The sequence below is a fragment of the Rhizobium sp. SG_E_25_P2 genome (assembly GCF_029892285.1).
GTDB lineage: Bacteria > Pseudomonadota > Alphaproteobacteria > Rhizobiales > Rhizobiaceae > Rhizobium_E.
Window position 1 is genome coordinate 19,713 of the sequence record NZ_JARXVM010000010.1, and the last position, 23,234, is coordinate 42,946.

Genomic DNA, 23,234 nt, shown 5'->3' on the forward strand with positions numbered 1-23,234 from the left:
TTTCTTTCCCATCGCCCAGAAGGGCCGGCGTCACTGGCGGCGCCAGCTCCGCGTCCACAGCCGCATTCGCCTCCGTCATGGCGTCCAAGATCGTTCGCGTCCTTCTTGCCCATCGCCAAGCCTACATAAACCGGGCAGCGGCGGCTGACCAGACCAATGGCGCCGCTTTGTCGCGCCATCCCCGGCAACTGCGCGGTTGCAAGCCTCGCGCCGGCATGCGAAAGAGCCGGCATGCAGGACGATCATTTCTTGACCACTCTTCAAGATCACGCACGCGACGTCGAGACGTTGCTGGGCGCGCTTCTGTCTTCGGAGGCGTTGCCGGGAGAAGTCGCCCGGCCGGAGCGGCTGTTCGCCGCCATGCGCCATGGCGTTCTTGCCGGCGGCAAGCGCATGCGTCCGGCGCTGGTGATCGAGAGCGCGCGACTATTTGACGGCGACCGACTTGCGGCGCTGCGGGTGGCCGCTGCGCTGGAATGCGTCCACTGTTATTCACTGATCCATGACGATCTGCCCGCCATGGACGACGACGATCTTCGCCGCGGCCAACCGACGGTGCACAAGGCTTTTGATGAAGCCGCAGCGATCCTGGCGGGCGACAGTCTGCTGACCTACGCTTTCGACGTCCTTGCTGCGCCCGAGACTGTTCTTTCCGCCACCATCAAGATGGATCTGGTGCTGCGTCTGGCGCGTGCGGCGGGCCCGGGCGGCATGGCTGGCGGCCAGGCGCTCGATCTCGAAGCCGAGACCAAAACGCTGAATGGGGATGAGATTCGCCAGTTGCAGGCGATGAAGACGGGCGCGCTCATTCGTTTTGCCTGCGAGGCCGGCGCGGTCCTGTCTGGCGCGCCCACTGAGGATATCGACAGGCTGGCGCATTTCGGCCGCGTAATCGGCCTGGCTTTTCAGCTTCGGGACGACGTGCTGGATCTGGTGTCCGACAGCGCTACGCTCGGCAAGGCCGCCGGCAAGGACGCCGCGCGCGGCAAGGGCACGCTGCCGGCGCTTCACGGCGTCGACTGGACGGAAACCACGCTGAAAACACTCGTCGAAGAGGCGCATGCCGCGCTTTCGCCCTATGGCGCGCGGGCAGATATGCTGAAGCGCCTCGCCACCTATGTCGCCACGCGGGAAAAGTAAGTCATGAGCAAATTCTGGTCGCCTCTGGTCGCCGGTCTCAAGCCCTATGTCGCAGGCGAGCAGCCGCGCATCGCCAATCTCATCAAGCTCAACACCAATGAAAATCCCTATGGTCCTTCGCCCAAGGCTCTCGCCGCCATAAAGGCAGCCGCCGACGACCGCATGCGGCTGTACCCCGATCCGTCCTCGCTCATGCTTCGCCAGGCGATCGCGGCTCGGCATGGCGTCGAGGTCGACGAAGTGTTTGTCGGCAACGGTTCGGATGAAGTGCTGGCGCATGTGTTTCAGGCGTTGCTCAAGCATGACGCGCCGCTGCTTTTCCCCGATATCAGCTACAGCTTTTATCCGGTCTATGCGGGATTGTTCGGCATTGATACGGTTCAGGTTCCGCTCGACGAGGCGTTTCGCATTCGCGTCGCCGATTACGACCGGGTCTGTGGCGCGATTATCATTCCCAATCCCAACGCTCCGACGGGCATTGCTCTGTCGCTCGAGGAGATCGAGGCTCTTGCCCGGTCGCATCCCGACCAGCCGGTGGTGATCGATGAGGCGTATGTGGATTTCGGCGCCGACAGCGCCATTGGTCTGACCCGCCGCTATCCCAATCTCCTCGTCGTGCACACGCTGTCCAAGTCGCGCTCGCTGGCCGGCCTTCGCGTCGGCTTCGCCATCGGCCAGCGGCCGCTGATCGAAGCGCTGGAGCGCGTGAAGGACTCGTTCAACTCCTATCCGATCGACCGGTTGGCGGAAGTCGGCGCGACAGCCGCGATCGAGGACGAGGCCTGGTTCAATGAAACCCGGCTGAAGGTGATCGCGTCGCGCGAAAGAGTGACGGAAGCGCTCGCCGCTCGCGGCTTTGATATTCTGCCTTCCGCCGCCAATTTCGTCTTCGCCCGTCATCCCGATCATGATGGCGCTGGTCTGGCTGCGGGCCTGCGGTCAAAAGCCGTGCTCGTGCGTCATTTCGCCAAGCCGCGTATTTCCGATTTCCTGCGTATCAGCATTGGCGCGGATGCGGAATGCGACAGGCTGATCGAGGCGATAGATAGCCTGCTGGCAACCTGACGACGCTTGCGTCGGGCGGCCTCAGGGCCGGATGACGCAGACGCCGTTTTCCATCGAGCATTCATTGCCGCCGGGCAGCAGGTCCACATCGATCATCAGCGGTTCAGGCCGAACATCCGTGGCGTCGATATAGCGCACGGATCCGACAGAACCGCGCGACCAGGATCCGACGCCCGGAATGGAGAGGATGTCGACGTCGCCCGAATAACGGTTGAATTCGCCCCATTCGCGGCTGTGATGATGCACATCTCCGCGATGGCGCAACTCCGAGCGGTTGCCGGCGAAACTCGGGATGGAGATGGCGGCCAAGGCCGCGGCGAGAAAGATTGGACGCAACACGAGAGCAAACCTTTCGGAAGACGGCGCGAAACGCGCCGGTTAACGAAAGGTTAACATTGTCGCCTTGCTGAAATCAACGCTGAGGCGGGTGAATCTTCGTCCGCAGAGACAAAGGCTTAATATTAATCCGGCAGTGTTCGATCCGCGTAAAAAGCAATAATCGATTAAAACGGAAATTGGCCTTTGGCAGGGCTTGCGGCGTTGTCATGACGGGACTAAACACGATTTTGACGCATTGCACACAGGCCTATGTGCAACACAAACCCTTGTGCGCCCCGGCTCCGGCGCATTTCGATTGCCCTCCCAGGAGGTTTCCATGGCGAATACGGTGAAAAACCGTCCCCTCTCCCCGCATTTGCAGGTCTACAAACTAATTCCAACGATGATGGCGTCGATCTCGCACCGAATCACCGGCGGCGCGCTGTTCTTCGGAACATTGCTGGTCGCCTGGTGGCTGGTGGCCGCAGCGTCCGGTGAAGAATATTTCAACCAGGTGTCGTGGGTCTTCGGCTCGATCATCGGCCAGTTGGTGCTGTTCGGCTATACCTTGGCGCTGGTTCATCACCTGCTCGGCGGCCTCAAGCACATCATGTGGGATCTCGGACACGGTTTCGAGAAGCATTTCTCCACCCGTCTCGCCATCGCACACTTCATCGCCTCGCCGGTTATCACGGTCCTGCTGTGGATCGTCGGCTATGCGGTTCGCTGAAAGGAGTTGACATCATGGATATGCGCACCCCTCTCGGCAAGGTCCGCGGTCTTGGTTCCGCCAAGGAAGGAACCGAACATTTCTGGACGCAGCGCCTGACGGCCGTGGCCAATGTGCCGCTGGTCTTGTTCTTCGTCGGTTTCGTCATCACCCATTCTGCGTCGTCCTATGCGGAATTGCGGGCTTCACTCGCTCATCCCGTCGTTGCGGTGCTGATGGGCCTGTTCATCATCTCCTCGCTCTCCCACATGCGCTTGGGCATGCAGGTGGTCATTGAGGATTATGTGCATGGCGAAGTGGCCAAGATGGCGCTTCTGATGCTCAACACCTTTTTCACGGTCCTGGTCGGCGGTCTCTGTCTTTTCGCCGTGCTCAAGATCGGATTTGCAGGATAAAAACAATGGCTGCATCTTCCTCTCCCGCACTCGGCGGCAAGGCCTATGAATATGTTGACCACGCCTATGACGTCGTGGTCGTCGGCGCCGGCGGCGCGGGCCTCCGCGCGACGCTTGGCATGGCCGAACAGGGCTTCAAGACCGCCTGCATCACCAAGGTCTTTCCGACCCGTTCGCATACGGTCGCAGCGCAGGGCGGCATCGCCGCTTCGCTGCAGAACATGACGCCGGACAGTTGGCAGTGGCACCTATTCGACACCGTCAAGGGTTCGGACTGGCTCGGCGACGTCGACGCCATGCAGTATCTCGCCATGGAAGCCCCCAAGGCGGTCTATGAGCTCGAGCATTACGGCGTGCCGTTCTCGCGCACCGAAGATGGCCGCATCTATCAGCGTCCGTTCGGCGGCCATATGCAGAATTACGGCGAAGGCCCGCCGGTGCAGCGCACTTGCGCCGCCGCCGACCGCACCGGCCACGCCATCCTGCATACGCTCTATGGTCAGTCGCTCAAGCACAACGCCGAATTCTTCGTCGAATATTTCGCGCTCGACCTGATCATGGAAGCTGACGGCCGCTGCACCGGCGTCGTCGCCTGGAACCTCGACGACGGCACGATCCATCGCTTCGCCGCCAAGATGGTGGTGCTGGCGACCGGCGGTTATGGCCGCGCCTATTTCTCGGCCACCTCGGCGCATACCTGCACCGGCGACGGCGGCGGCATGATCGCCCGCGCCGGCCTGCCGCTGCAGGACATGGAATTCGTGCAGTTCCATCCCACCGGCATCTACGGCGCTGGCTGCCTCATCACCGAAGGCGCGCGCGGCGAAGGCGGTTATCTCGTCAATTCCGAAGGCGAGCGCTTCATGGAGCGTTATGCCCCGACCGCCAAGGATCTAGCGTCGCGCGACGTCGTCTCGCGCTGCATGACGATGGAAATCCGTGAAGGCCGCGGCGTCGGCAAGGGCAAGGATCACATCTTCCTGCATCTGGATCACCTCGATCCAGCCGTTCTCGGCGAACGCCTGCCGGGCATCTCCGAATCGGCCAAAATCTTCGCTGGCGTCGACGTGACGCGCGAACCGATCCCGGTGCTGCCGACCGTCCACTACAATATGGGCGGCGTGCCGACCAATTACTGGGGCGAAGTGCTGAACGCCGACAGCGACAATCCGGAACGCATCGCGCCAGGCCTGATGGCCGTGGGCGAAGCGGGTTGCGCCTCGGTGCATGGCGCCAATCGTCTCGGCTCAAACTCGCTGATCGACCTCGTGGTGTTCGGCCGCGCCGCCGCCATCCGCGCCGGCCAGGTCATCGATCGCGCCTCGCCGATCCCGGCGGTCAACAAGGCGGCCTGCGACAAGATCATGGCCCGCTTTGACAAGACGCGCTATGCGTCCGGCTCGACGCCGACCGCCGTGTTGCGCGAAAAGATGCAGCGCGCCATGCAGGAAGACGCCGCCGTGTTCCGCACCCAGGAATCGCTCGAAAGCGGCTGCCGCCGCATGAGCGAAATCTGGAAGGAACTGCCAGACGTCAAGGTCACCGACCGTTCGCTGATCTGGAACTCGGATCTCGTCGAAACGCTCGAACTCGACAACCTCATGGCCAACGCCATTGTAACCGTCTATGGCGCGGAAGCCCGCAAGGAAAGCCGCGGCGCCCATGCCCGCGAGGATTTCTCGAGCCGCGACGACGTCAACTGGCGCAAGCACACGCTGGCCTGGCTCAGCGAGGCTGGCGATGTCAAGCTCGACTACCGGCCGGTGCATACCGACCTGATCGCCGAGGGCATCGATCTCGCCAAGATCGCGCCCAAGGCGCGCGTGTACTAATCGATGAAGATCACAGGCGAACAGTATTTTGAACTCGCCGTCGAAACGGAAACCGCTCGACAAGGCAAGAACGGTCTGTTCGCCTGCCCCTGTTGTGAACGCTACTCGTTTGCGGAGGCAGGAGGCTATGAAATTTGCGGCGCTTGCGGTTGGGAAGACGATCCGGTGCAGGAAGCGAAACCCGATCTCGCAGGCGGCGCCAATAAAGTAAGCCTTCTTCAAGCCCGAGCGAATTATCGTACGCATGGTTTTTCAGATCCGGCGCGGATAGCCCGGCTGCGAAAGTTGCCATAGGAACGGACAAGAAAAATGGTTGAACTCGCTCTCCCCAAGAATTCGCAGATGACGGAAGGCAAGGTCTGGCCGAAGCCGGCTGGAGCCAAGAATGTTCGTGAATATCGCGTCTATCGTTGGTCTCCCGATGACGGCAAGAATCCGTCGGTCGACACTTATTATGTCGATATCGACGATTGCGGCCCGATGGTCCTCGATGCGCTGCTCTACATCAAGAACAAGATCGACCCGACGCTGACCTTCCGCCGCTCCTGTCGCGAAGGGATTTGCGGCTCCTGTGCGATGAATATCGACGGAACCAACACGCTGGCCTGCACCAAGGGCACGGACGACATCAAGGGGACGGTGAAGATCTATCCGCTGCCGCATATGCCGGTGGTGAAGGATCTGGTGCCGGATCTGAGCAACTTCTACGCTCAGCACCGCTCCATCGAGCCCTGGCTGAAGACGGTGTCGCCGACGCCGGCCAAGGAATGGAAGCAGAGCCATGACGACCGTCAGAAGCTCGACGGTCTCTACGAGTGCATTCTCTGCGCCTGCTGCTCGACGTCCTGTCCGAGCTACTGGTGGAACGGCGACCGCTATCTTGGTCCGGCTGTTCTGCTGCAGGCCTATCGCTGGTTGATCGACTCTCGCGACGAGGCCAAGGGCGAGCGGCTTGACGATCTTGAGGATCCGTTCCGTCTCTATCGCTGCCACACGATCATGAATTGCGCCCAGGCCTGCCCGAAGGGGCTGAACCCGGCCAAGGCGATCGCCGAAATCAAGAAGATGATGGTTGAGCGTCGCAGCTGACGGCGCTCAGAAACGCCGGGCTTCGCCCGGCGCTTTTTACAGGTCATGAATGGAACTTCCGGTGTTTTCGGCAGTTTGGCGGCAAAGGCGCGCAAGCAGGGAAAAATTTTCGCCCCACGACCTTAGCGCTTGATTAACCATGACGTCCTACGGTAATTCCGCCACATTTCACGCATGGTCATACAAGACGGTTTCTAGGAGTCTGGGATGCGAATTACACCCGTCGTCGGCATGATGGTTTCCATGGCGCTGCTTGCCGGTTGCGCAAGCGACAGGATGGACGACATCGACACCGGCGTCCGCCCGCAACCTCTGGAGGCCCAGCCGATTGGCCAGGTCCAGTCCGGACAGTTGCCGGACCCGACGACAGACACGTCGCAATTCCCGGAGAAGCCGACGGTTGATCCCGCTTTGCAGGGACAGCAGATGGCGTCCGCCAACCCCGCCGGCGCCGCTGCGCCCGCCACCGCGATGGATATCAAGAAGGACGCCATGGTCGGCGGCTGGAAGGTCAACGCCGCCGGGGCTGGTTGCGACATGTTCCTGACTTTGACCAATCTCGGCTCTGGATCGCGCGGCGGCACACGCGGCTGCGTCGGCCCGCTCGCCGCAATGGGATCCTGGGAAGTCTCCGGCAAGCAGGTCATGCTGCGCGATCGCACCGGAAACACGATCGCCACCCTCTATAAGTCGGCTGAAAACCGCTATGACGGATCGCTGAGTTCTGGCCAGCCGGTCAGCCTGAGCCGCTGAGGTTTCTTGATCGATGAAAGCGCCTCCGGATTACACCGCCAGCGTCGCCGAACGTCTGGAGGCGATGGCTGCCGCCGGTGAGATCACCCGTGACGCGCAGCAGCTCGTTATCGCCCGCCGCATGGACGGCATTCTCGAAGCGCTGAAATCGCAGAAGCCGGCCGCCAAGAGTTCGGCGCTCGGCTGGCTGTTTGCGTCCAAGCGCCGCTCTCAGGACCCCGTGCGGGGTCTCTATGTGCATGGCAGCGTCGGCCGCGGCAAAACCATGATGATGGACCTGATGTTTTCGCTTGCGCCGATCGAGCGGAAGCGCCGCGCCCATTTCCATGAATTCATGGCGGATGCGCATGCACGTATTCACGAGCACCGGCAAAAGCTGAAGCGGGGCGAAACCAAGCAGGCGGACCCGGTGCCGCCGGTCGCTGAAGCGATCGCCAAGGAAGCAATCCTGTTCTGCTTTGACGAATTCACCGTCACCGATATCGCCGACGCGATGATCCTTTCACGGCTGTTCACCGAACTTTTCGCCCGCGGTTGCGTGCTGGTGGCGACCTCGAATGTCGAGCCGGACAATCTCTACAAGGACGGGCTGAACCGTCAACTCTTCATGCCCTTCGTCGAGCTTCTCAAGCGCTATGTTGATATCGTTTCGCTGGATACGCCGACTGATTACCGTATGGAGAAGAATCGCAGCATGCCAGTCTGGCTGACGCCGTTTGGCGACGAGACCGACGCCCGCATCGAATCCGCATGGCGGACGATGACGGATGGCGCCAGGTGCAGGCCGGAGGCCATCGAGCGGCCGGGTCGGGAGATCCACGTGCCGCAAGCGGCGGGCGAGGCCGCGCGGTTCAGTTTCGCCAATCTCTGCGAGGCGCCGCTCGGCGCGGCCGATTATCTGGCGATCGTCGAGCGCTACAAGACGGTGTTCGTCGAACGGATTCCTGTGCTTACCGTCGAAAAACAGAATGAGGCCAAGCGCTTCATCAATCTGGTCGATACGCTCTACGACAACCATGTTCGGCTTGTCGCTTCAGCCGCAGTCATGCCTGAAGAGCTTCTGCCAGTCAGACGTGGTACGGTCGGATTCGAATTCGACCGCACCGTGTCCCGTCTGTTTGAGATGCGCAGCCGCGATTATTTAGACGCGTGCGAACACTAAGCGCTTTTTGATTTCAGACATAAGACAAACTTTGACGTTTACGTAAGAAAATATAGTTCTAACCGATTGAATTTGCTTGTGTCAAAATAATGTGTTGATATTTTAACCTTTTGGGTTTACTCCGATGCGCCATCCAGGGCCCTGATTGCGAAGCGCCCTGCGTCCAACAACCTGAAGGAAAGATTTCCCATGGCGCGTAAGAAAATCGCACTCATCGGTTCTGGCATGATCGGCGGCACGCTGGCGCATCTCGCGGGCATGAAAGAGCTCGGCGACGTCGTGCTGTTTGACATTGCCGACGGCATTCCGCAGGGCAAGGGTCTCGACATTGCCGAGTCCTCGCCGGTGGACGGCTTCGACGCGCATTACTCCGGCGCGAGCGACTATTCCGCCATCGAAGGCGCCGATGTCTGCATCGTCACCGCCGGCGTGCCGCGCAAGCCGGGCATGAGCCGCGACGATCTTCTCGGCATCAACCTCAAGGTCATGGAACAGGTCGGCGCCGGCATCAAGAAGTATGCCCCGAACGCTTTCGTGATCTGCATCACCAATCCGCTCGACGCCATGGTTTGGGCGCTGCAGAAGTTCTCCGGCCTGCCGAAGAACATGGTGGTCGGCATGGCTGGCGTGCTCGATTCCGCCCGCTTCCGCTACTTCCTGGCTCAGGAATTCAACGTCTCGGTCGAAGACGTGACCGGCTTCGTGCTTGGCGGCCATGGCGACACGATGGTGCCGCTCGCCCGTTACTCCACTGTCGGCGGCATTCCGCTTCCCGACCTCGTCAGCATGGGCTGGGTCTCCAAGGAACGCCTCGAAGAAATCATCCAGCGCACCCGTGACGGCGGCGCCGAGATCGTCGGCCTGCTCAAGACCGGTTCGGCCTTCTACGCTCCGGCTGCTTCGGCCATCATGATGGCGGAGTCCTACCTCAAGGACAAGAAGCGCGTCCTGCCCTGCGCCGCCTATCTCAACGGCCAGTATGGCGTGAAGGACATGTATGTCGGCGTCCCCACCATCATCGGCCAGGGCGGCATCGAGCGCATCATCGAGATCGAGTTGAACGGCGCCGAACAGGCCGCCTTCGACAAGTCGGTCAGCGCCGTCGCCAGCCTCTGCGAAGCCTGCGTCAACATCGCTCCGTCGCTGAAATAATCCGTTTCCTGACAGGATTTCCCAATGAACATTCATGAATATCAGGCAAAAGCCCTACTGAAGGGTTTTGGCGCGCCGGTCGCTCAGGGCGTGGCGATCCATTCGGCCGACGAGGCCGAAGCCGCCGCCAAGCAGCTTCCCGGCCCGCTTTACGTGGTCAAGAGCCAGATCCATGCTGGCGGCCGCGGCAAGGGCAAGTTCAAGGAACTCGGCCCCGACGCCAAGGGCGGCGTTCGCCTCGCCAAATCGATCGAGGAAGCCGTTTCCCACGCCAAGGACATGCTCGGCAACACGCTGGTGACCGCCCAGACGGGCGAAGCCGGCAAGCAGGTCAACCGTCTCTATATCGAAGACGGCGCCGACATCGCCCGCGAACTCTATTGCTCACTGCTCGTCGACCGTTCGGTCGGCCGCGTGGCCTTCGTCGTCTCCACCGAAGGCGGCATGGATATCGAGGCGGTCGCCCATGACACGCCCGAGAAGATCCACACGATCGCTATCGATCCGGAAACCGGCGTCACCGCCGACGACATCGCCAAGATCGTTTCCGCGCTCGAACTCGACGGCGCAGCCGCCGAAGACGCCAAGTCGCTGTTGCCGATCCTCTACAAGGCCTTCAGTGAGAAGGACATGTCGCTGCTCGAGATCAACCCGCTGATCGTCATGACCGATGGCCATCTACGCGTTCTCGACGCCAAGGTGTCCTTCGACGGCAATGCGCTGTTCCGCCATGATGACGTCAAGGCGCTGCGCGACGAGACCGAGGAAGACGCCAAGGAAATCGAAGCGTCGAAGTGGGATCTCGCTTACGTCGCTCTCGACGGCAATATCGGCTGCATGGTCAACGGCGCTGGTCTCGCCATGGCGACCATGGACATCATCAAGCTCTACGGCAAGGAGCCGGCGAACTTCTGCGACGTCGGCGGCGGCGCCGGCAAGGAGAAGGTGGCGGCGGCCTTCAAGATCATTACCGCTGACCCCAAGGTCGAGGGCATCCTCGTCAACATCTTCGGCGGCATCATGAAGTGCGACGTCATCGCCGAAGGCGTCGTCGCGGCCGTGCAGGAAGTGGGCCTCAAGGTTCCGCTCGTTGTGCGTCTCGAAGGCACCAATGTCGAGCTTGGCAAGAAGATCCTGAACGAATCGGGCCTGGCGATCACCGCTGCCGACGATCTGGACGACGCCGCCAAGAAGATCGTCGCGGCGATCAACGGCTAATCGGAAGGACCGGAACACTATGTCGATTCTCGTCAACAAGAACACCAAGGTCCTGGTTCAGGGCCTGACCGGCAAGACCGGCACCTTCCACACCGAACAGGCGCTTGCCTATTACGGCACGCAGATGGTCGGCGGCATTCATCCCAAGAAGGGCGGCGAAACCTGGACCGGCTCCAAGGGCGAAAGCTTGCCGATCTTCGCCTCCGTCGCCGAAGGCCGCGACAAGACCGGCGCCGATGCGACCGTGATCTATGTCCCCCCGGCTGGCGCCGCGGACGCGATCATCGAAGCGATCGACGCCGAAATCCCGTTCATCACCTGCATCACCGAGGGCATCCCGGTCATGGACATGGTGCGGGTCAAGGCCAAGCTCGACAAATCCAAGTCGCGTCTGCTCGGCCCCAACTGCCCGGGCATCCTGACGCCGGAAGAATGCAAGATCGGCATCATGCCGGGCTCGATCTTCCGCAAGGGTTCGGTCGGCATCGTGTCGCGCTCGGGAACGCTGACCTATGAAGCGGTGTTCCAGACCTCGAACGAAGGTCTCGGCCAGACGACCGCCGTCGGCATCGGCGGCGACCCGGTCAAGGGCACCGAATTCATCGACGTGCTGGAAATGTTCCTCGCCGACGACGCGACGACCTCGATCATCATGATCGGCGAAATCGGCGGCTCCGCCGAAGAAGACGCCGCGCAGTTCCTGATCGACGAAGCCAAGAAGGGCCGCAAGAAGCCGATGGCCGGCTTCATCGCGGGCCGCACTGCGCCGAAGGGCCGCACCATGGGCCATGCCGGCGCCGTGGTTTCCGGCGGCAAGGGCGACGCAGAATCCAAGATCGCCGCGATGGAAGCGGCCGGCATCAAGGTGTCGCCTTCGCCGGCGCGCCTTGGAAAAACCTTGGTCGAAGTGCTCAAGGGCTGATGACAAGAAGGCGGAGGTCAATCCTCCGCCTTTGCAAACCGGGCCGGTGAGCCGGCCCCGACGAAATATCAGGAGGCGGAGTCCGCTCCGCATTGGAAACATGGCAAGGCAAGAGGCCAATCAGAATTTCCTGGCGACATCCTTTCTGGACGGCGCCAACGCCCACTATATCGAGCAGCTCTACGCCCGCTACCAGGAAAACCCTGATTCGGTGACGCCCGAATGGCAGGAATTCTTCCGCGCGCTTCAGGATAATCCGGGCGATGTTTCCAAGGCCGCCAAGGGCGCGTCCTGGCAGAAGAAAAACTGGCCGCTGAGCGCCAATGGCGACCTGGTCAACGCGCTCGACGGCGACTGGCCGGCGGTCGAGAAGGCCGTGACCAAGAAGATCGAGGCGAAGGCCGCCGCGACCCCGGGCGCAGCTCCGGCGAACCCCATCGATATCGAGCGCGCCGCCCGTGATTCGGTCCGCGCCATCATGATGATTCGCGCCTATCGCATGCGCGGCCATCTGCACGCCAAGCTTGATCCGCTCGGCATCGCCGCCCCTGTCGAAGACTTCAACGAGTTGTCGCCGTCCAATTACGGCTTCGGCCCCGAGGATATGGATCGCAAGATCTTTATCGACAATGTGCTCGGCCTCGAATACGCGACCGTGCGCCAGATGATCGATATCCTTGAGCGCACCTATTGCTCGACGCTCGGCGTTGAATTCATGCATATCTCCGATCCCGAGGCCAAGTCCTGGATCCAGGAGCGCATCGAAGGGCCCGACAAGGGCTTCGACTTCACGCCAACAGGCAAAAAGGCCATCCTGTCCAAGCTGATCGAAGCCGAGGGTTTCGAGCAGTTCATCGACGTCAAGTACAAGGGCACCAAGCGCTTCGGACTTGATGGCGGCGAATCGCTGATCCCGGCGCTTGAGCAGATCATCAAGCGTGGCGGCCAGATCGGCCTCAAGGAAGTCGTGCTCGGAATGGCTCATCGCGGCCGTCTGAACGTGCTGACCAATGTGATGCACAAGCCGCATCGCGCCGTGTTCCACGAATTCAAGGGCGGCTCCTATGCGCCTGACGACGTGGAAGGCTCGGGCGACGTCAAATACCATCTCGGCGCCTCCTCCGATCGCGAATTCGACGGCAACAAGGTCCACCTTTCGTTGACCGCCAATCCGTCGCATCTGGAAATCGTCGACCCTGTAGTGATGGGCAAGGCCCGCGCCAAGCAGGACCAGCTGGCCCAGACCTGGGATGGCGACATCATACCGCTCAAGGAGCGCGCGCAGGTTCTGCCGCTGCTGCTGCATGGCGACGCGGCTTTCGCCGGCCAGGGCGTCATCGCCGAAATCCTCGGCCTCTCCGGTCTGCGCGGCCACCGCGTCGCCGGCACCATGCATTTCATCATCAACAACCAGATCGGGTTTACCACCAATCCGGCCTTTTCGCGCTCGTCGCCCTATCCGTCCGACGTCGCCAAGATGATTGAAGCGCCGATCTTCCACGTCAATGGCGACGATCCGGAAGCCGTGGTTTATGCCGCCAAGGTGGCGACCGAATTCCGGATGAAGTTCCACAAGCCTGTTGTCATCGACATGTTCTGCTATCGTCGCTTCGGCCATAACGAAGGCGACGAGCCGTCCTTCACCCAGCCGAAGATGTACAAGGTCATTCGCGGCCACAAGACTGTCGTGCAGGTCTATGCCGATCGTCTGATCGCTGAGGGACTGATCACCCAGGGCGAACTTGAGAAGATGCGGGCCGACTGGCGCGCCCATCTTGAGCAGGAATTTGAAGCCGGCCAGGCCTACAAGCCGAACAAGGCCGATTGGCTCGATGGTCTCTGGTCCGGTTTGCGCACCGCCGACAATGCGGATGAGCAGCGTCGCGGCAAGACCGCCGTGCCGATGAAGTCGCTCAAGGAAATCGGCAAGAAGCTGTCGACCGTTCCGGACGGTTTCAAGGCGCACAAGACCATCCAGCGCTTCATGGACAATCGCGCGACGATGATCGAGACGGGCGAGGGGATCGACTGGGCGATGGGCGAAGCGCTGGCCTTCGGTTCGCTTTGCCTCGACGGTCACAAAATCCGGCTTTCCGGTCAAGATTGCGAGCGCGGCACCTTCTCGCAGCGCCATACCGTGCTCTACGATCAGGAGTCGGAAGAGCGCTATATTCCGCTCGCTAACCTGTCGCCGAGCCAGGCCAAGTATGAAGTGATCAACTCTATGCTGTCGGAAGAGGCTGTTCTCGGCTTCGAATACGGCTATTCACTGGCCCGTCCGAATGCGCTGACCTTGTGGGAAGCGCAGTTCGGCGACTTCGCCAATGGCGCCCAGGTGGTGTTCGACCAGTTCATCTCCTCAGGCGAACGCAAGTGGCTGCGCATGTCCGGTCTGGTCTGCCTTCTGCCGCATGGCTATGAAGGTCAGGGTCCGGAGCATTCGTCGGCCCGTCTCGAGCGCTTCCTCCAGCTCTGCGCCGAAGACAATATGCAGGTCGCCAACGTTACCACGCCGGCTAACTATTTCCACATCCTGCGCCGTCAGATGAAGCGCGACTTCCGCAAGCCGCTGATTCTGATGACGCCGAAGTCACTGCTGCGCCACAAGCGCGCCGTGTCGTCGCTGTCGGAAATGGCGGGTGAAAGCTCCTTCCATCGCCTTCTCTGGGACGACGCCGAGGTCATCAAGGACGGCCCGATCAAGCTGCAGAAGGACGCCAAGATCCGCCGCGTGGTGATGTGCACCGGCAAGGTCTATTTCGACCTTCTGGAAGAGCGCGAAAAGCGCGGCATCGACGACATCTATCTCCTGCGCGTCGAGCAGCTCTATCCGTTCCCGGCCAAGGCGCTGATCAACGAACTTTCGCGCTTCCGTCACGCCGAAATGGTCTGGTGCCAGGAAGAGCCGAAGAATATGGGCGCCTGGGCGTTCATCGACCCCTATCTGGAATGGGTGCTGGCCCATATCGACGCCAAGTATCAGCGCGTGCGCTATACCGGTCGTCCGGCCGCAGCCTCTCCGGCGACGGGCCTGATGTCCAAGCATCTCGCCCAGCTTGCCGCCTTCCTCGAAGACGCGCTCGGAAGCTGATATCAAGCTTCCGCCTCGCGCCCACACGACATTCGATCCTTGACGATCACATAAACGGAAAAACGACATGGCCACTGAAATCCGCGTCCCGACACTCGGCGAATCCGTCAGCGAAGCCACAATCGGCACCTGGTTCAAGAAGGTCGGCGACGCCGTCGCCGCCGATGAAATCCTCTGTGAGCTCGAAACCGACAAGGTGACGGTGGAAGTGCCGGCCCCGGCTGCCGGCGTTCTGTCGGAAATCACGGCGCAGGCGGGTGAAACTGTCGCCCCGGGTGGATTGCTCGGCCAGATCGCGGCTGGCGCCGGCGCAGCGGCGCCCGTCGCGACCGCTGCTCCGGCCGCTGCTCCTGTTCCGGCCGCAACACCGGTCGTCGCAGCGCCCGCCTCCAGCATGCCGCCAGCTCCGGCCGCCGCCAAGCTGATGGCCGACAACAATGTCGCCGCAGGCTCCGTCGATGGCTCCGGCAAGCGCGGTCAGGTGCTGAAGGAAGACGTGCTGGCGGCGATCGCCAAGCCCGCCGCCGCCGCGCCGACTCCGGTTCCGGTCGCCGCCCGCGCGCCGTCCTCGGCCAATGACCAGGTTCGCGAAGAGCGCGTCAAGATGACCCGTCTTCGCCAGACCATCGCCAAGCGCCTCAAGGACGCCCAGAACAACGCCGCCATGCTGACCACCTATAACGAGGTGGACATGACTGCGGTGATGAGTCTGCGCAACAAATACAAGGACATCTTCGAGAAGAAGCATGGCGTGAAGCTGGGCTTCATGGGCTTCTTCACCAAGGCCGTGACGCATGCGCTCAAGGAAATCCCGGCCGTCAACGCCGAGATCGACGGGACCGACATCGTCTATAAGAACTACTGCCATGTCGGCGTCGCCGTCGGCACGGACAAGGGCTTGGTTGTGCCGGTGGTGCGCGACGCCGACCAGATGTCGATCGCCGAGATCGAGAAGGATATCGGCCGGCTTGGCAAGGCGGCCCGCGATGGCCAGTTGTCGATGGCCGATATGCAGGGCGGCACCTTCACCATCTCGAACGGCGGCGTTTACGGTTCGCTGATGTCCTCGCCGATCCTGAACGCGCCGCAGTCGGGCATTCTCGGCATGCACAAGATCCAGGAGCGTCCGATGGCGATCGGCGGCCAGGTCGTCATCCGCCCGATGATGTATCTCGCGCTGTCCTACGACCACCGCATTGTCGACGGCAAGGAAGCCGTCACCTTCCTGGTGCGCGTCAAGGAAAGCCTGGAAGATCCGGAACGTCTGGTTCTCGACCTTTAATCTGATGTCGCCGGGCGCGGGTTTACCGCGCGCCCGGCCGCTCTTCGGAGACAGCCCGCATGGAAAACCTGACTTTCGTGTCCTTCCCGGCGCTCGTCGCGTTCAGCGTCGTGCTTCTGGTTTTCCATATCATGCTCCAGGGAAATCTCGCCACGCGGGAACTCGGATCGCAATGGAACGCCAGCCCGCGCGATGACAACAAATCTCCGAAGGGCGTATTCGCAGGCCGCGCCGAACGCGCATCGCGCAATTTCCAGGAAACCTTTCCGGCCTTTCTTGGTCTTGCTCTGGCGCTAGCCGTCGCAGAGCCGCAATCGGGGCTCGGCCAGATCGGGGCTCTTGTCTGGTTTGCCGGGCGCCTGGTCTATATCCCGCTCTATCTATTCGGCGTATCCTATATTCGCTCGATGGCCTGGGTTGTGTCCATGGCCGGGCTCGGCTGCATGGCGATCGCGCTGCTGTTCTAATCGGAGACGCCTGAGAATGTCGCATTATCTCATCGAACTCCTGTCGCTGATGGCGATTTTCTCCTTCGCGATCGTTTCGCCGGGCGCCGATCTCGCCATGGTCATCCGTCAGTCGGTCATGCATGGGCGCAGCGCCGCAATCGTCACCAGTTTCGGCATCGGCGTGTCGCTGATGTTTCACGTGACCTATACGATCCTCGGCCTCGGGTTGGTGATTTCCCAGTCGATCCTGCTGTTCAACATTATCAAATGGTGCGGCGTCGCTTATCTCATCTATATCGGCGTGCAGTCGCTGAGAGCGGGCGCAAGCGAGATTGGTCCGGGTCCGTCCGCCGCTGGCGGCGAGGTTCGCGGGCAATCCGCTGTCAAAGCCTTCGGCCTTGGTTTCATGGCCAATGCGCTTAATCCCAAGCCGGTGTTTTTCTTCCTGTCAGTGTTCTCTGCCGTCGTTCATCATGACACGCCGTCCTTGGTGAAGTTCGGCTACGGATTGGTCATGGCCTCCTGCCTGATCGCCTGGTTCGTTGGCGTCTCCTATTTCATGACGACGCCAGCGATGCGCGCCGCCTTCGGTCGGATGAGCAAATGGATCAACCGCGCGAGCGGCGTCGTCTTCATCGGCTTTGGGGTGAAGCTCGCCACCGAGAAGGCAGGGTGAGATGCGCGGGGCGCTCGCCGTAGTTTCCGCTTTCCTGTGCGCTGGGCCTGCGCTGGCGTCTTCAGGCGCATGTTCTCAGGAGAACGCCATCTATTCCGACGCCGACAAGATTTATGAGCTCCGGTTTCTTCCCGTCGACAGTCAGGCGGCGTCGGCCACGCATCGTTTCGAAATCACCCGCCCTGGCAAGCGCCCCGCGCTCAATGGCTATGTGATGGCCACAGAGCCGGTGATGCGCTCAAGCGGCATGGTGTTCAACCAATGCCCCGAGGGCGACGTGACCGGTGAAGACTTGGCCAAATGCACCGTCTGGGAAGGCGTGATCTATGGCGAAGCGGCTGGCCGTCTGAACCTCTTGCCAACGCCGGGCCAGCCGGCGGCAGGAGAAATCTTGCTGTCCGGTTTCGGGCCGGCGCTTGTGCAATCTTCCGCCTGGGACAATGACAAGGACAGGGTTGCGCCCTGGGACGTCTTCACCCTCAAGGGATGCGGCGCATGAGCGAAAAACCCGTTCTCCTCGTTACCGGCGGTAGCCGCGGCATCGGCGCCGCCATCTGCCGCAAGGCTGCAGCCCAGGGCTGGGCGGTGATGATCAATTACGCCAGCAATGAAACGGCGGCGCGCTCACTCGCCGACGAGATCGAGGCGCAAGGCGGCGAGGCGCGGATCGTGAAGGGCGACACTTCAACGGAAGAGGGCGTCGTCGCGATCTTTTCGGCGGTGGATCGCGACTTCGGCCGGCTCGACGGTCTGGTCAACAATGCCGGCGTCGTGGATATCCCGCAGAACGTGGTCGATTACAGCCGCGCCCGGCTCGACCGAATGTTTGCGATCAATGTCATCGGCAAGATCCGCTGCGCAAGCGAAGCGGTCAAGCGGATGTCGACGGCGCATGGCGGTCGCGGAGGCTCGATCGTCAACATATCCTCCATGGCGGCCATTCTCGGCAGCGCCGGTCAATATGTCGATTACGCCGCCTCCAAGGCCGCGATCGACACGTTCACGCTCGGACTCGCGCGCGAAGTCGCGACCGAGGGCATCCGCGTCAACGCCATCCGGCCCGGCGTCATCGACACGGACATCCACGCCTCTGGCGGGTTGCCCGATCGCGCCGCGCAGATGGCCTCTGTTATTCCCATGCAGCGCGCCGGCACCGCCGATGAAGTGGCGGACGCCGCGCTCTATCTTTTGTCCGAACAGGCGTCCTATGTCACGGGCGCCATGCTGAATGTCAGCGGCGGCCGCTGACCGCCCCATAGAAGGAAAAGACCATGTCCTATGATGTCATCGTGATCGGCACCGGCCCCGGCGGCTATGTCTGCGCGGTCAAGGCCGCCCAGCTCGGCCTGAAGACGGCCGTCATCGAAAAGCGCGCCACCTATGGCGGCACCTGCCTCAATATCGGCTGCATCCCTTCCAAGGCGTTGCTGCACGCGTCCGAACAGTTCGCCCATGTCTCGCATGGCATGGACAGCTTGGGCATCGAAATCGCCGGCGCCTCGCTCAACCTGCCGAAGATGATGGGCCACAAGGACGGTGTGGTGAAGGCCAATGTCGATGGCGTCGCTTACCTGTTCAAGAAGAACAAGATCGACGCTTTCCAGGGAACCGGCAAGATCGTCGGCGCCGGCAAGGTCTCGGTCACCAATGACGCCGGCGAGACGCAGGTGTTGGACGCCAAGAACATCGTCATCGCCACCGGCTCTGATGTCGCGGGCATTCCGGGCGTCGCCGTCGAGATCGACGAAACAGTGATCGTCTCTTCGACCGGCGCGATCGCGCTCGAAAAAGTGCCGGAAAAGCTCGTGGTGGTCGGCGGCGGCGTGATCGGCCTCGAACTCGGCTCGGTCTGGGGTCGCCTCGGCGCCAAGGTGACCGTCGTCGAATATCTCGACACGATCCTCGGCGGCATGGATGGCGAAGTCTCCAAGCAGTTCCAGCGCATTCTGGCCAAGCAGGGCTTCGACTTCAAGCTCGGCGCCAAGGTCACCGGGGTTTCCCGCACCGAGACCGGCGCCCAGGTGACCTTCTCCCCGGTCAAAGGCGGCGACGCTGAAACCATTGACGCCGACGTGGTGTTGATCGCCACAGGCCGCAAGCCCTACACCGCCGGTCTCGGCCTTGAAGACGCCGGCGTGGCGCTCGACAATCGCGGACGCATCGAGATCGATGGCCATTACCGCACCAATGTCGCCGGCATCTACGCCATCGGCGACGTGGTCAAGGGCCCGATGCTCGCCCATAAGGCGGAAGACGAGGGCGTGGCGCTTGCCGAAATTCTTGCCGGCCAGCATGGTCATGTAAATTACGACGTCATCCCTGGCGTCGTCTACACCCAGCCGGAAGTCGCCTCCGTCGGCAAGACCGAGGAAGAGTTGAAGGCCCAGGGCGTCGCTTACAAGGTCGGCAAGTTCCCCTTCACGGCAAACGGCCGCGCCCGCGCCATGGAAGCCACGGAAGGTTTCGTGAAGTTCCTGGCCGATGCGCAGACCGATCGCGTGCTTGGCTGCCACATTGTCGGCTTCGGCGCCGGCGAAATGATCCACGAGGCGGCTGTGCTGATGGAATTCGGCGGCTCGTCGGAAGATCTCGGCCGCACCTGCCATGCGCATCCGACGATGTCGGAAGCCGTCAAAGAAGCCGCGTTGGCCACATTCTTCAAGCCGATCCATATGTAAGCCGGCCATCGAAGTAAAGTTTCGTTAACTTTGCGATTGCGCCTTGCGAAAGCGGGCGCAATCTGCGTTTTTAGGGCGCATCTACCCATTATCTAATTGATAAAAGGCAAGAAAATGAAGCCCTTGAGCTATAGCGTTCCCCAGCGCGCCCTTCACTGGCTAACCGTGCTGTTGATCTTCTTCAATCTTCTTCTGCCAGGCCAGATCGAAAGAGTGACTGACCTGCTCGGCGGCGGCAAGACCCCGACGCCGGAGGAATGGACCTCCGCCAACCTCCATATCTATAGCGGCTTCGCCATCCTCGCGTTCACCGCCCTTCGCCTCATCCTGCGCTTCGTTCAAGGTGTTCCGGCAGCGCCGGCCGAGGAACCCGCCTTTTTCCAGTTGGTCGCCAAACTGGCGCATGCCGTGCTTTATGTGCTGCTGATCGCCATGCCCCTCGCCGGCATCGCCAAATTCTACGGCCATATCGGCATTGCCGGCTTCATCCATGGCGGCCCCATGAAGCTTGCGATGTGGATCCTCGTCATCGGCCATATCGGCGCGGTGTTCGTGCATAAATTCTACTGGAAGACCAATATACTCGACCGCATGACCAAGGGCGTCTAAGGACCTCGCATCCGCGTCGATCCGTCCCATGGCGGCAAACCCGCAGCCATGGGATATCTACTCCCAATTGAGGGAGTGTGTTATGGAGCAACTCACGCAAACAGATCCCTTGCCGGGCGCAGATTGGCGGGACCGGTTTGAAGCGGCCATTCCTAGCGCCGACATTCGCCCGCTTGAGGCGGCGCGACAGATGCTCGACCATCCGCCGCTTTGGGTGAGTAGGCTGATGGGACTCCGCAATCAAATTGTGAAGCGTCTGGGCCTCCGGCCAGTCTCGATGGTCGCTGGAGCGCGCGCCGGCGGTTTTCCGGTAATCGAAGACGGACCGAATCGCGCCGTGCTAGGCTTTGATGATCGTCATCTCGATTTCAGGATTGTCGTCGATATCGCTCGGTCTGATCATGGCGGGGTGCTCGGGGTCACCACGTTGGTCAAGCGAAACAATCTCCTCGGTTACGTCTATCTTGCCGCCGTCTCGCCGTTTCATCGGCGCATTGTGCCTGTCACGATGGCGGCCATCGGACGCGATCCAAAGCGCGTAGTGTGAGAGGCGGTTTCGGTAGAAATCAGAAGATCGGCGTCGCCGTATAGCCCTTCTCGCGCAGCAGTTCGACCAGTCCTTCGTCGCCGATCAGGTGCAGGGCGCCGACCGCCATGAACACATTGCCCTTGTCGAGGATCGGCGCGCCGCGATCGGCCATGTGGTGATTGCGGATGGTGATCAGCTTTTCCTCGAAGGCAGCCATGTCGCGGGCGTCGGATGGGTTCTTTTCTGGCGCAAAATAGATCGACACCCGCAAGACCAAACCCATGCGGCCGGTCAGATAGAGATTGATGGTCGTCTCCATGACATCGGCGGTGTATTCGGGATAGCGCGCCGTCGACACCAGCGAGCGGACATGAAAGTCGTTGGGCAGGCTGGCCATGGCCTCGATCTGCTCGGCGAGCGTTTCGACACCCTTTACCGCCTTGCCGGCGGCCTTGGCCTCCTGGGCGAGTTTCATGTCGAGAAACGGCTTGCCCGATGATTTGCGCGCCAGTTCGCAAGGCGACAGCGCCACCATCGAGGTGAGGATATAGGGCTTCATCTTGACGACGGCGGCGAGAGGAATGCCGCGGGTCTTCAGCCCGGCCTCCAGCACCTTCTCGTCCTCGGGCGTCAGATAATCCTTGATGCTCTGTTTGCCGGAATACATCATCAGGTCGGGCTTGGCCATCAGGGCCGCCGCAGCGCGTTGCTGATCGAGTATTTCGTCGGATTCGACGATCAGCGTGGCGGCGTTGTCGAAAGCGCTGCGCGCCTGATCGGGAAGCTCCGTCACCCGGGGGTCTGTCAAATGCATGGTGCCCAGCAGCCAGTTGGGCTGCTGGCCCGCCTTTTCGAGCTTCCAGAAGCGCGACGAGCCGTTCTTTACCTTCTCGCCCTGCATGAGCAGTTGGGCATAGGCGGCGGGATTGCTGCTCTCAAGGCCTGCAAGCAGATCCTTGCCTCCGCAGGCCTCGTCCCCAGCATGGGCGGGCAGGGCCGTCAGCAACGCAACAATCAGGCTTGCCAGTAGCAGGAAAGGAAAGAGGGCCAGGCCGACTGCAATACGGCGCGTGAGGCGATCCTCCGCCGGAGATGGCGCATCGGTTTCGAGCAAAGGGGCGTTCAGCATGGCAATCCTTGGGTCCAAGATCGAACGGAGATTAGGCGCAGCCGCTCACCATGGACTTAATTGATATGGTTAACCGGCGCGGGGATGAGCGCGATCGAAGACATCGAGCAGACGGGCTGCGTCGACGCCGGTATAGATCTGCGTGGTCGACAGGCTCGCATGCCCCAGCAATTCCTGGATAGCCCTGAGATCGCCGCCGGCGGATAAAAGATGGGTGGCGAAGGAGTGGCGCAGCTTGTGCGGTGTGGCCGTCTCCGGCAGGCCGAGCGCCGAGCGCATCTTGCGCACTTCCTTCTGGATAATGCCTTGCTGCAGCGGCCCGCCGCGCGCGCCGAGAAAGATCAGGCTCTCTGCGCCGATCGCATAGGGGCAAAGCTTCAGATAGGCCTCCACGGCCTCGCGCGTGGCTGAGAGCAGCGGTGTGATGCGCGTCTTGCCGCCTTTGCCGTTGATGCGCAGCGTCTGTACGCCGCTCGCGAAATCACCGCGCTTCAGCGACAGCGCTTCCGAGATGCGCAAACCCGAGCCGTAGAGGAGACTCAGCACGGCGGCGTTGCGCGCCGCGATCCAGGGCTCGTCGGCCAGCTGTCCGTCGTCCGAGCTGACCAGCAGCGCCTGTTCGGCCGACAAGGGCTTGGGAAGGCTCTTGCCCTGCTTCGGCGCGCGGACGGCGCGGGCGCCGGCGGCGTTGACCAGACCCTTCTTTTCGAGATGACGCAGCAGCGAGCGAAGGCCTGCGAGATTGCGGCCGAGCGAACGGGCGCCGGTCCCATCCTTGCGGCGGGCGGCGAGAAAGGCGCGGAAATCGGTGGGCCGGAGATCGGCGATGTCCTTGAGACGTGCGGGGCCGCCGCGATGACGGGCGAGAAACAGCAGGAACTGCCTGGTGTCGCGCTCATAGGCTTCCACCGTCAGTGCAGACAGCCGCCGTTCCTCCGCAAGTGCGGAAAGCCAGGCCGCGCGCTCGGCCAGCAATGTCTCGTCCGCCATGATCAGGATGTCGTTCACCTGAGCC

24 protein-coding genes are annotated in these 23,234 nt (G+C 61.7%); 21 read left to right on the forward strand and 3 right to left on the reverse strand.

What is annotated here, in order from left to right:
• Window positions 1-231 precede the first annotated feature (231 nt).
• Together M2360_RS14740 and hisC are read left to right on the forward strand one after the other, a co-directional pair.
• Complete coding sequence (locus tag M2360_RS14740) at window positions 232-1,140, forward strand: farnesyl diphosphate synthase (protein WP_280775996.1); 909 nt, start codon at window positions 232-234, stop codon at window positions 1,138-1,140.
• 3 nt (window positions 1,141-1,143) lie between these two features.
• Entirely contained in the window at window positions 1,144-2,205 is a 1,062-nt protein-coding gene (gene hisC / locus M2360_RS14745; RefSeq protein ID WP_280775998.1) for a histidinol-phosphate transaminase, read from the forward strand.
• 21 nt (window positions 2,206-2,226) lie between these two features.
• Here the strand turns inward: hisC and M2360_RS14750 are convergent, their stop codons facing one another.
• The gene (locus M2360_RS14750; RefSeq protein ID WP_280775999.1) at window positions 2,227-2,544 is read right to left on the reverse strand and encodes a hypothetical protein; all 318 of its coding nucleotides are present in this window, start codon (window positions 2,542-2,544) and stop codon (window positions 2,227-2,229) included.
• Between the two features lie 316 nt (window positions 2,545-2,860).
• Between M2360_RS14750 and sdhC the strand changes: the two genes are divergently transcribed.
• The 19 genes from sdhC to M2360_RS14845 all read left to right on the forward strand — a co-directional run bounded on the left by sdhC (window position 2,861) and on the right by M2360_RS14845 (window position 21,108).
• Complete coding sequence (gene sdhC / locus M2360_RS14755) at window positions 2,861-3,253, forward strand: succinate dehydrogenase, cytochrome b556 subunit (protein ID WP_280776000.1); 393 nt, start codon at window positions 2,861-2,863, stop codon at window positions 3,251-3,253.
• Window positions 3,254-3,267: 14 nt separating this feature from the next.
• Window positions 3,268-3,648, forward strand: a complete 381-nt coding sequence (gene sdhD / locus M2360_RS14760; protein WP_280776002.1) for a succinate dehydrogenase, hydrophobic membrane anchor protein — start codon at window positions 3,268-3,270, stop codon at window positions 3,646-3,648.
• Window positions 3,649-3,653: 5 nt separating this feature from the next.
• Window positions 3,654-5,480 (forward strand): succinate dehydrogenase flavoprotein subunit, encoded by a 1,827-nt coding sequence (sdhA, locus tag M2360_RS14765; protein ID WP_280776005.1) that lies wholly within the window; start codon window positions 3,654-3,656, stop codon window positions 5,478-5,480.
• Window positions 5,481-5,483: 3 nt separating this feature from the next.
• Window positions 5,484-5,774: a CPCC family cysteine-rich protein gene (locus M2360_RS14770; RefSeq protein WP_280776007.1), complete on the forward strand. Its 291-nt coding sequence runs from the start codon at window positions 5,484-5,486 to the stop codon at window positions 5,772-5,774.
• 15 nt (window positions 5,775-5,789) lie between these two features.
• Window positions 5,790-6,569: a succinate dehydrogenase iron-sulfur subunit gene (locus M2360_RS14775; protein ID WP_280776008.1), complete on the forward strand. Its 780-nt coding sequence runs from the start codon at window positions 5,790-5,792 to the stop codon at window positions 6,567-6,569.
• 243 nt (window positions 6,570-6,812) lie between these two features.
• Window positions 6,813-7,322: a protease inhibitor Inh/omp19 family protein gene (locus M2360_RS14780; RefSeq protein ID WP_280776201.1), complete on the forward strand. Its 510-nt coding sequence runs from the start codon at window positions 6,813-6,815 to the stop codon at window positions 7,320-7,322.
• 13 nt (window positions 7,323-7,335) lie between these two features.
• Complete coding sequence (gene zapE, locus M2360_RS14785) at window positions 7,336-8,484, forward strand: cell division protein ZapE (RefSeq protein ID WP_280776009.1); 1,149 nt, start codon at window positions 7,336-7,338, stop codon at window positions 8,482-8,484.
• 189 nt (window positions 8,485-8,673) lie between these two features.
• Entirely contained in the window at window positions 8,674-9,636 is a 963-nt protein-coding gene (gene mdh / locus M2360_RS14790) for a malate dehydrogenase (RefSeq protein WP_280776010.1), read from the forward strand.
• A 24-nt stretch (window positions 9,637-9,660) separates the two neighbouring features.
• Window positions 9,661-10,854, forward strand: coding sequence for an ADP-forming succinate--CoA ligase subunit beta (gene sucC, locus M2360_RS14795; RefSeq protein ID WP_280776011.1), 1,194 nt, complete (start codon window positions 9,661-9,663; stop codon window positions 10,852-10,854).
• Between the two features lie 19 nt (window positions 10,855-10,873).
• Entirely contained in the window at window positions 10,874-11,776 is a 903-nt protein-coding gene (gene sucD, locus M2360_RS14800; RefSeq protein WP_137157076.1) for a succinate--CoA ligase subunit alpha, read from the forward strand.
• Window positions 11,777-11,876: 100 nt separating this feature from the next.
• Window positions 11,877-14,867 (forward strand): 2-oxoglutarate dehydrogenase E1 component, encoded by a 2,991-nt coding sequence (locus M2360_RS14805; protein ID WP_280776013.1) that lies wholly within the window; start codon window positions 11,877-11,879, stop codon window positions 14,865-14,867.
• A 67-nt stretch (window positions 14,868-14,934) separates the two neighbouring features.
• A complete protein-coding gene (odhB, locus tag M2360_RS14810) occupies window positions 14,935-16,149 on the forward strand; it encodes a 2-oxoglutarate dehydrogenase complex dihydrolipoyllysine-residue succinyltransferase (protein ID WP_280776014.1) in 1,215 nt (404 codons plus the stop codon).
• A 59-nt stretch (window positions 16,150-16,208) separates the two neighbouring features.
• Window positions 16,209-16,616 (forward strand): MAPEG family protein, encoded by a 408-nt coding sequence (locus tag M2360_RS14815; protein ID WP_280776015.1) that lies wholly within the window; start codon window positions 16,209-16,211, stop codon window positions 16,614-16,616.
• Window positions 16,617-16,632: 16 nt separating this feature from the next.
• Window positions 16,633-17,274: a LysE family transporter gene (locus M2360_RS14820; protein WP_280776016.1), complete on the forward strand. Its 642-nt coding sequence runs from the start codon at window positions 16,633-16,635 to the stop codon at window positions 17,272-17,274.
• Between the two features lies 1 nt (window position 17,275).
• Entirely contained in the window at window positions 17,276-17,773 is a 498-nt protein-coding gene (locus M2360_RS14825) for a hypothetical protein (protein ID WP_280776018.1), read from the forward strand.
• Window positions 17,770-18,522, forward strand: a complete 753-nt coding sequence (locus M2360_RS14830; protein ID WP_280776019.1) for an SDR family oxidoreductase — start codon at window positions 17,770-17,772, stop codon at window positions 18,520-18,522. The genes M2360_RS14825 and M2360_RS14830 overlap by 4 nt, the downstream gene beginning before the upstream one ends.
• 23 nt (window positions 18,523-18,545) lie before the next feature.
• Entirely contained in the window at window positions 18,546-19,952 is a 1,407-nt protein-coding gene (lpdA, locus tag M2360_RS14835; RefSeq protein ID WP_280776020.1) for a dihydrolipoyl dehydrogenase, read from the forward strand.
• Between the two features lie 114 nt (window positions 19,953-20,066).
• A complete protein-coding gene (locus M2360_RS14840; RefSeq protein WP_280776022.1) occupies window positions 20,067-20,561 on the forward strand; it encodes a cytochrome b/b6 domain-containing protein in 495 nt (164 codons plus the stop codon).
• Window positions 20,562-20,643: 82 nt separating this feature from the next.
• A complete protein-coding gene (locus M2360_RS14845; protein ID WP_280776024.1) occupies window positions 20,644-21,108 on the forward strand; it encodes a DUF2867 domain-containing protein in 465 nt (154 codons plus the stop codon).
• A gap of 19 nt (window positions 21,109-21,127) precedes the next feature.
• On the opposite strand, the gene M2360_RS14850 is transcribed toward M2360_RS14845, so the two are convergent.
• Both M2360_RS14850 and M2360_RS14855 read right to left on the reverse strand, forming a co-directional pair.
• Window positions 21,128-22,219, reverse strand: coding sequence for a TraB/GumN family protein (locus M2360_RS14850; RefSeq protein ID WP_280776026.1), 1,092 nt, complete (start codon window positions 22,217-22,219; stop codon window positions 21,128-21,130).
• Window positions 22,220-22,288: 69 nt separating this feature from the next.
• Entirely contained in the window at window positions 22,289-23,227 is a 939-nt protein-coding gene (locus M2360_RS14855) for a tyrosine recombinase XerC (protein ID WP_280776027.1), read from the reverse strand.
• Between the last annotated feature and the right edge of the window lie 7 nt (window positions 23,228-23,234).

What these genes read in the sequence shown, in the direction of transcription:
- M2360_RS14740 (WP_280775996.1), top strand. Translation starts at nt 232, where the DNA reads ATGCAGGACGATCATTTCTTGACCACTCTTCAAGATCACGCACGCGAC.
- hisC (WP_280775998.1), top strand. Translation starts at nt 1,144, where the DNA reads ATGAGCAAATTCTGGTCGCCTCTGGTCGCCGGTCTCAAGCCCTATGTC.
- sdhC (WP_280776000.1), top strand. Translation starts at nt 2,861, where the DNA reads ATGGCGAATACGGTGAAAAACCGTCCCCTCTCCCCGCATTTGCAGGTC.
- sdhD (WP_280776002.1), top strand. Translation starts at nt 3,268, where the DNA reads ATGGATATGCGCACCCCTCTCGGCAAGGTCCGCGGTCTTGGTTCCGCC.
- sdhA (WP_280776005.1), top strand. Translation starts at nt 3,654, where the DNA reads ATGGCTGCATCTTCCTCTCCCGCACTCGGCGGCAAGGCCTATGAATAT.
- M2360_RS14770 (WP_280776007.1), top strand. Translation starts at nt 5,484, where the DNA reads ATGAAGATCACAGGCGAACAGTATTTTGAACTCGCCGTCGAAACGGAA.
- M2360_RS14775 (WP_280776008.1), top strand. Translation starts at nt 5,790, where the DNA reads ATGGTTGAACTCGCTCTCCCCAAGAATTCGCAGATGACGGAAGGCAAG.
- M2360_RS14780 (WP_280776201.1), top strand. Translation starts at nt 6,813, where the DNA reads ATGGCGCTGCTTGCCGGTTGCGCAAGCGACAGGATGGACGACATCGAC.
- zapE (WP_280776009.1), top strand. Translation starts at nt 7,336, where the DNA reads ATGAAAGCGCCTCCGGATTACACCGCCAGCGTCGCCGAACGTCTGGAG.
- mdh (WP_280776010.1), top strand. Translation starts at nt 8,674, where the DNA reads ATGGCGCGTAAGAAAATCGCACTCATCGGTTCTGGCATGATCGGCGGC.
- sucC (WP_280776011.1), top strand. Translation starts at nt 9,661, where the DNA reads ATGAACATTCATGAATATCAGGCAAAAGCCCTACTGAAGGGTTTTGGC.
- sucD (WP_137157076.1), top strand. Translation starts at nt 10,874, where the DNA reads ATGTCGATTCTCGTCAACAAGAACACCAAGGTCCTGGTTCAGGGCCTG.
- M2360_RS14805 (WP_280776013.1), top strand. Translation starts at nt 11,877, where the DNA reads ATGGCAAGGCAAGAGGCCAATCAGAATTTCCTGGCGACATCCTTTCTG.
- odhB (WP_280776014.1), top strand. Translation starts at nt 14,935, where the DNA reads ATGGCCACTGAAATCCGCGTCCCGACACTCGGCGAATCCGTCAGCGAA.
- M2360_RS14815 (WP_280776015.1), top strand. Translation starts at nt 16,209, where the DNA reads ATGGAAAACCTGACTTTCGTGTCCTTCCCGGCGCTCGTCGCGTTCAGC.
- M2360_RS14820 (WP_280776016.1), top strand. Translation starts at nt 16,633, where the DNA reads ATGTCGCATTATCTCATCGAACTCCTGTCGCTGATGGCGATTTTCTCC.
- M2360_RS14825 (WP_280776018.1), top strand. Translation starts at nt 17,276, where the DNA reads ATGCGCGGGGCGCTCGCCGTAGTTTCCGCTTTCCTGTGCGCTGGGCCT.
- M2360_RS14830 (WP_280776019.1), top strand. Translation starts at nt 17,770, where the DNA reads ATGAGCGAAAAACCCGTTCTCCTCGTTACCGGCGGTAGCCGCGGCATC.
- lpdA (WP_280776020.1), top strand. Translation starts at nt 18,546, where the DNA reads ATGTCCTATGATGTCATCGTGATCGGCACCGGCCCCGGCGGCTATGTC.
- M2360_RS14840 (WP_280776022.1), top strand. Translation starts at nt 20,067, where the DNA reads ATGAAGCCCTTGAGCTATAGCGTTCCCCAGCGCGCCCTTCACTGGCTA.
- M2360_RS14845 (WP_280776024.1), top strand. Translation starts at nt 20,644, where the DNA reads ATGGAGCAACTCACGCAAACAGATCCCTTGCCGGGCGCAGATTGGCGG.
- M2360_RS14850 (WP_280776026.1), bottom strand. Translation starts at nt 22,219, where the DNA reads ATGCTGAACGCCCCTTTGCTCGAAACCGATGCGCCATCTCCGGCGGAG.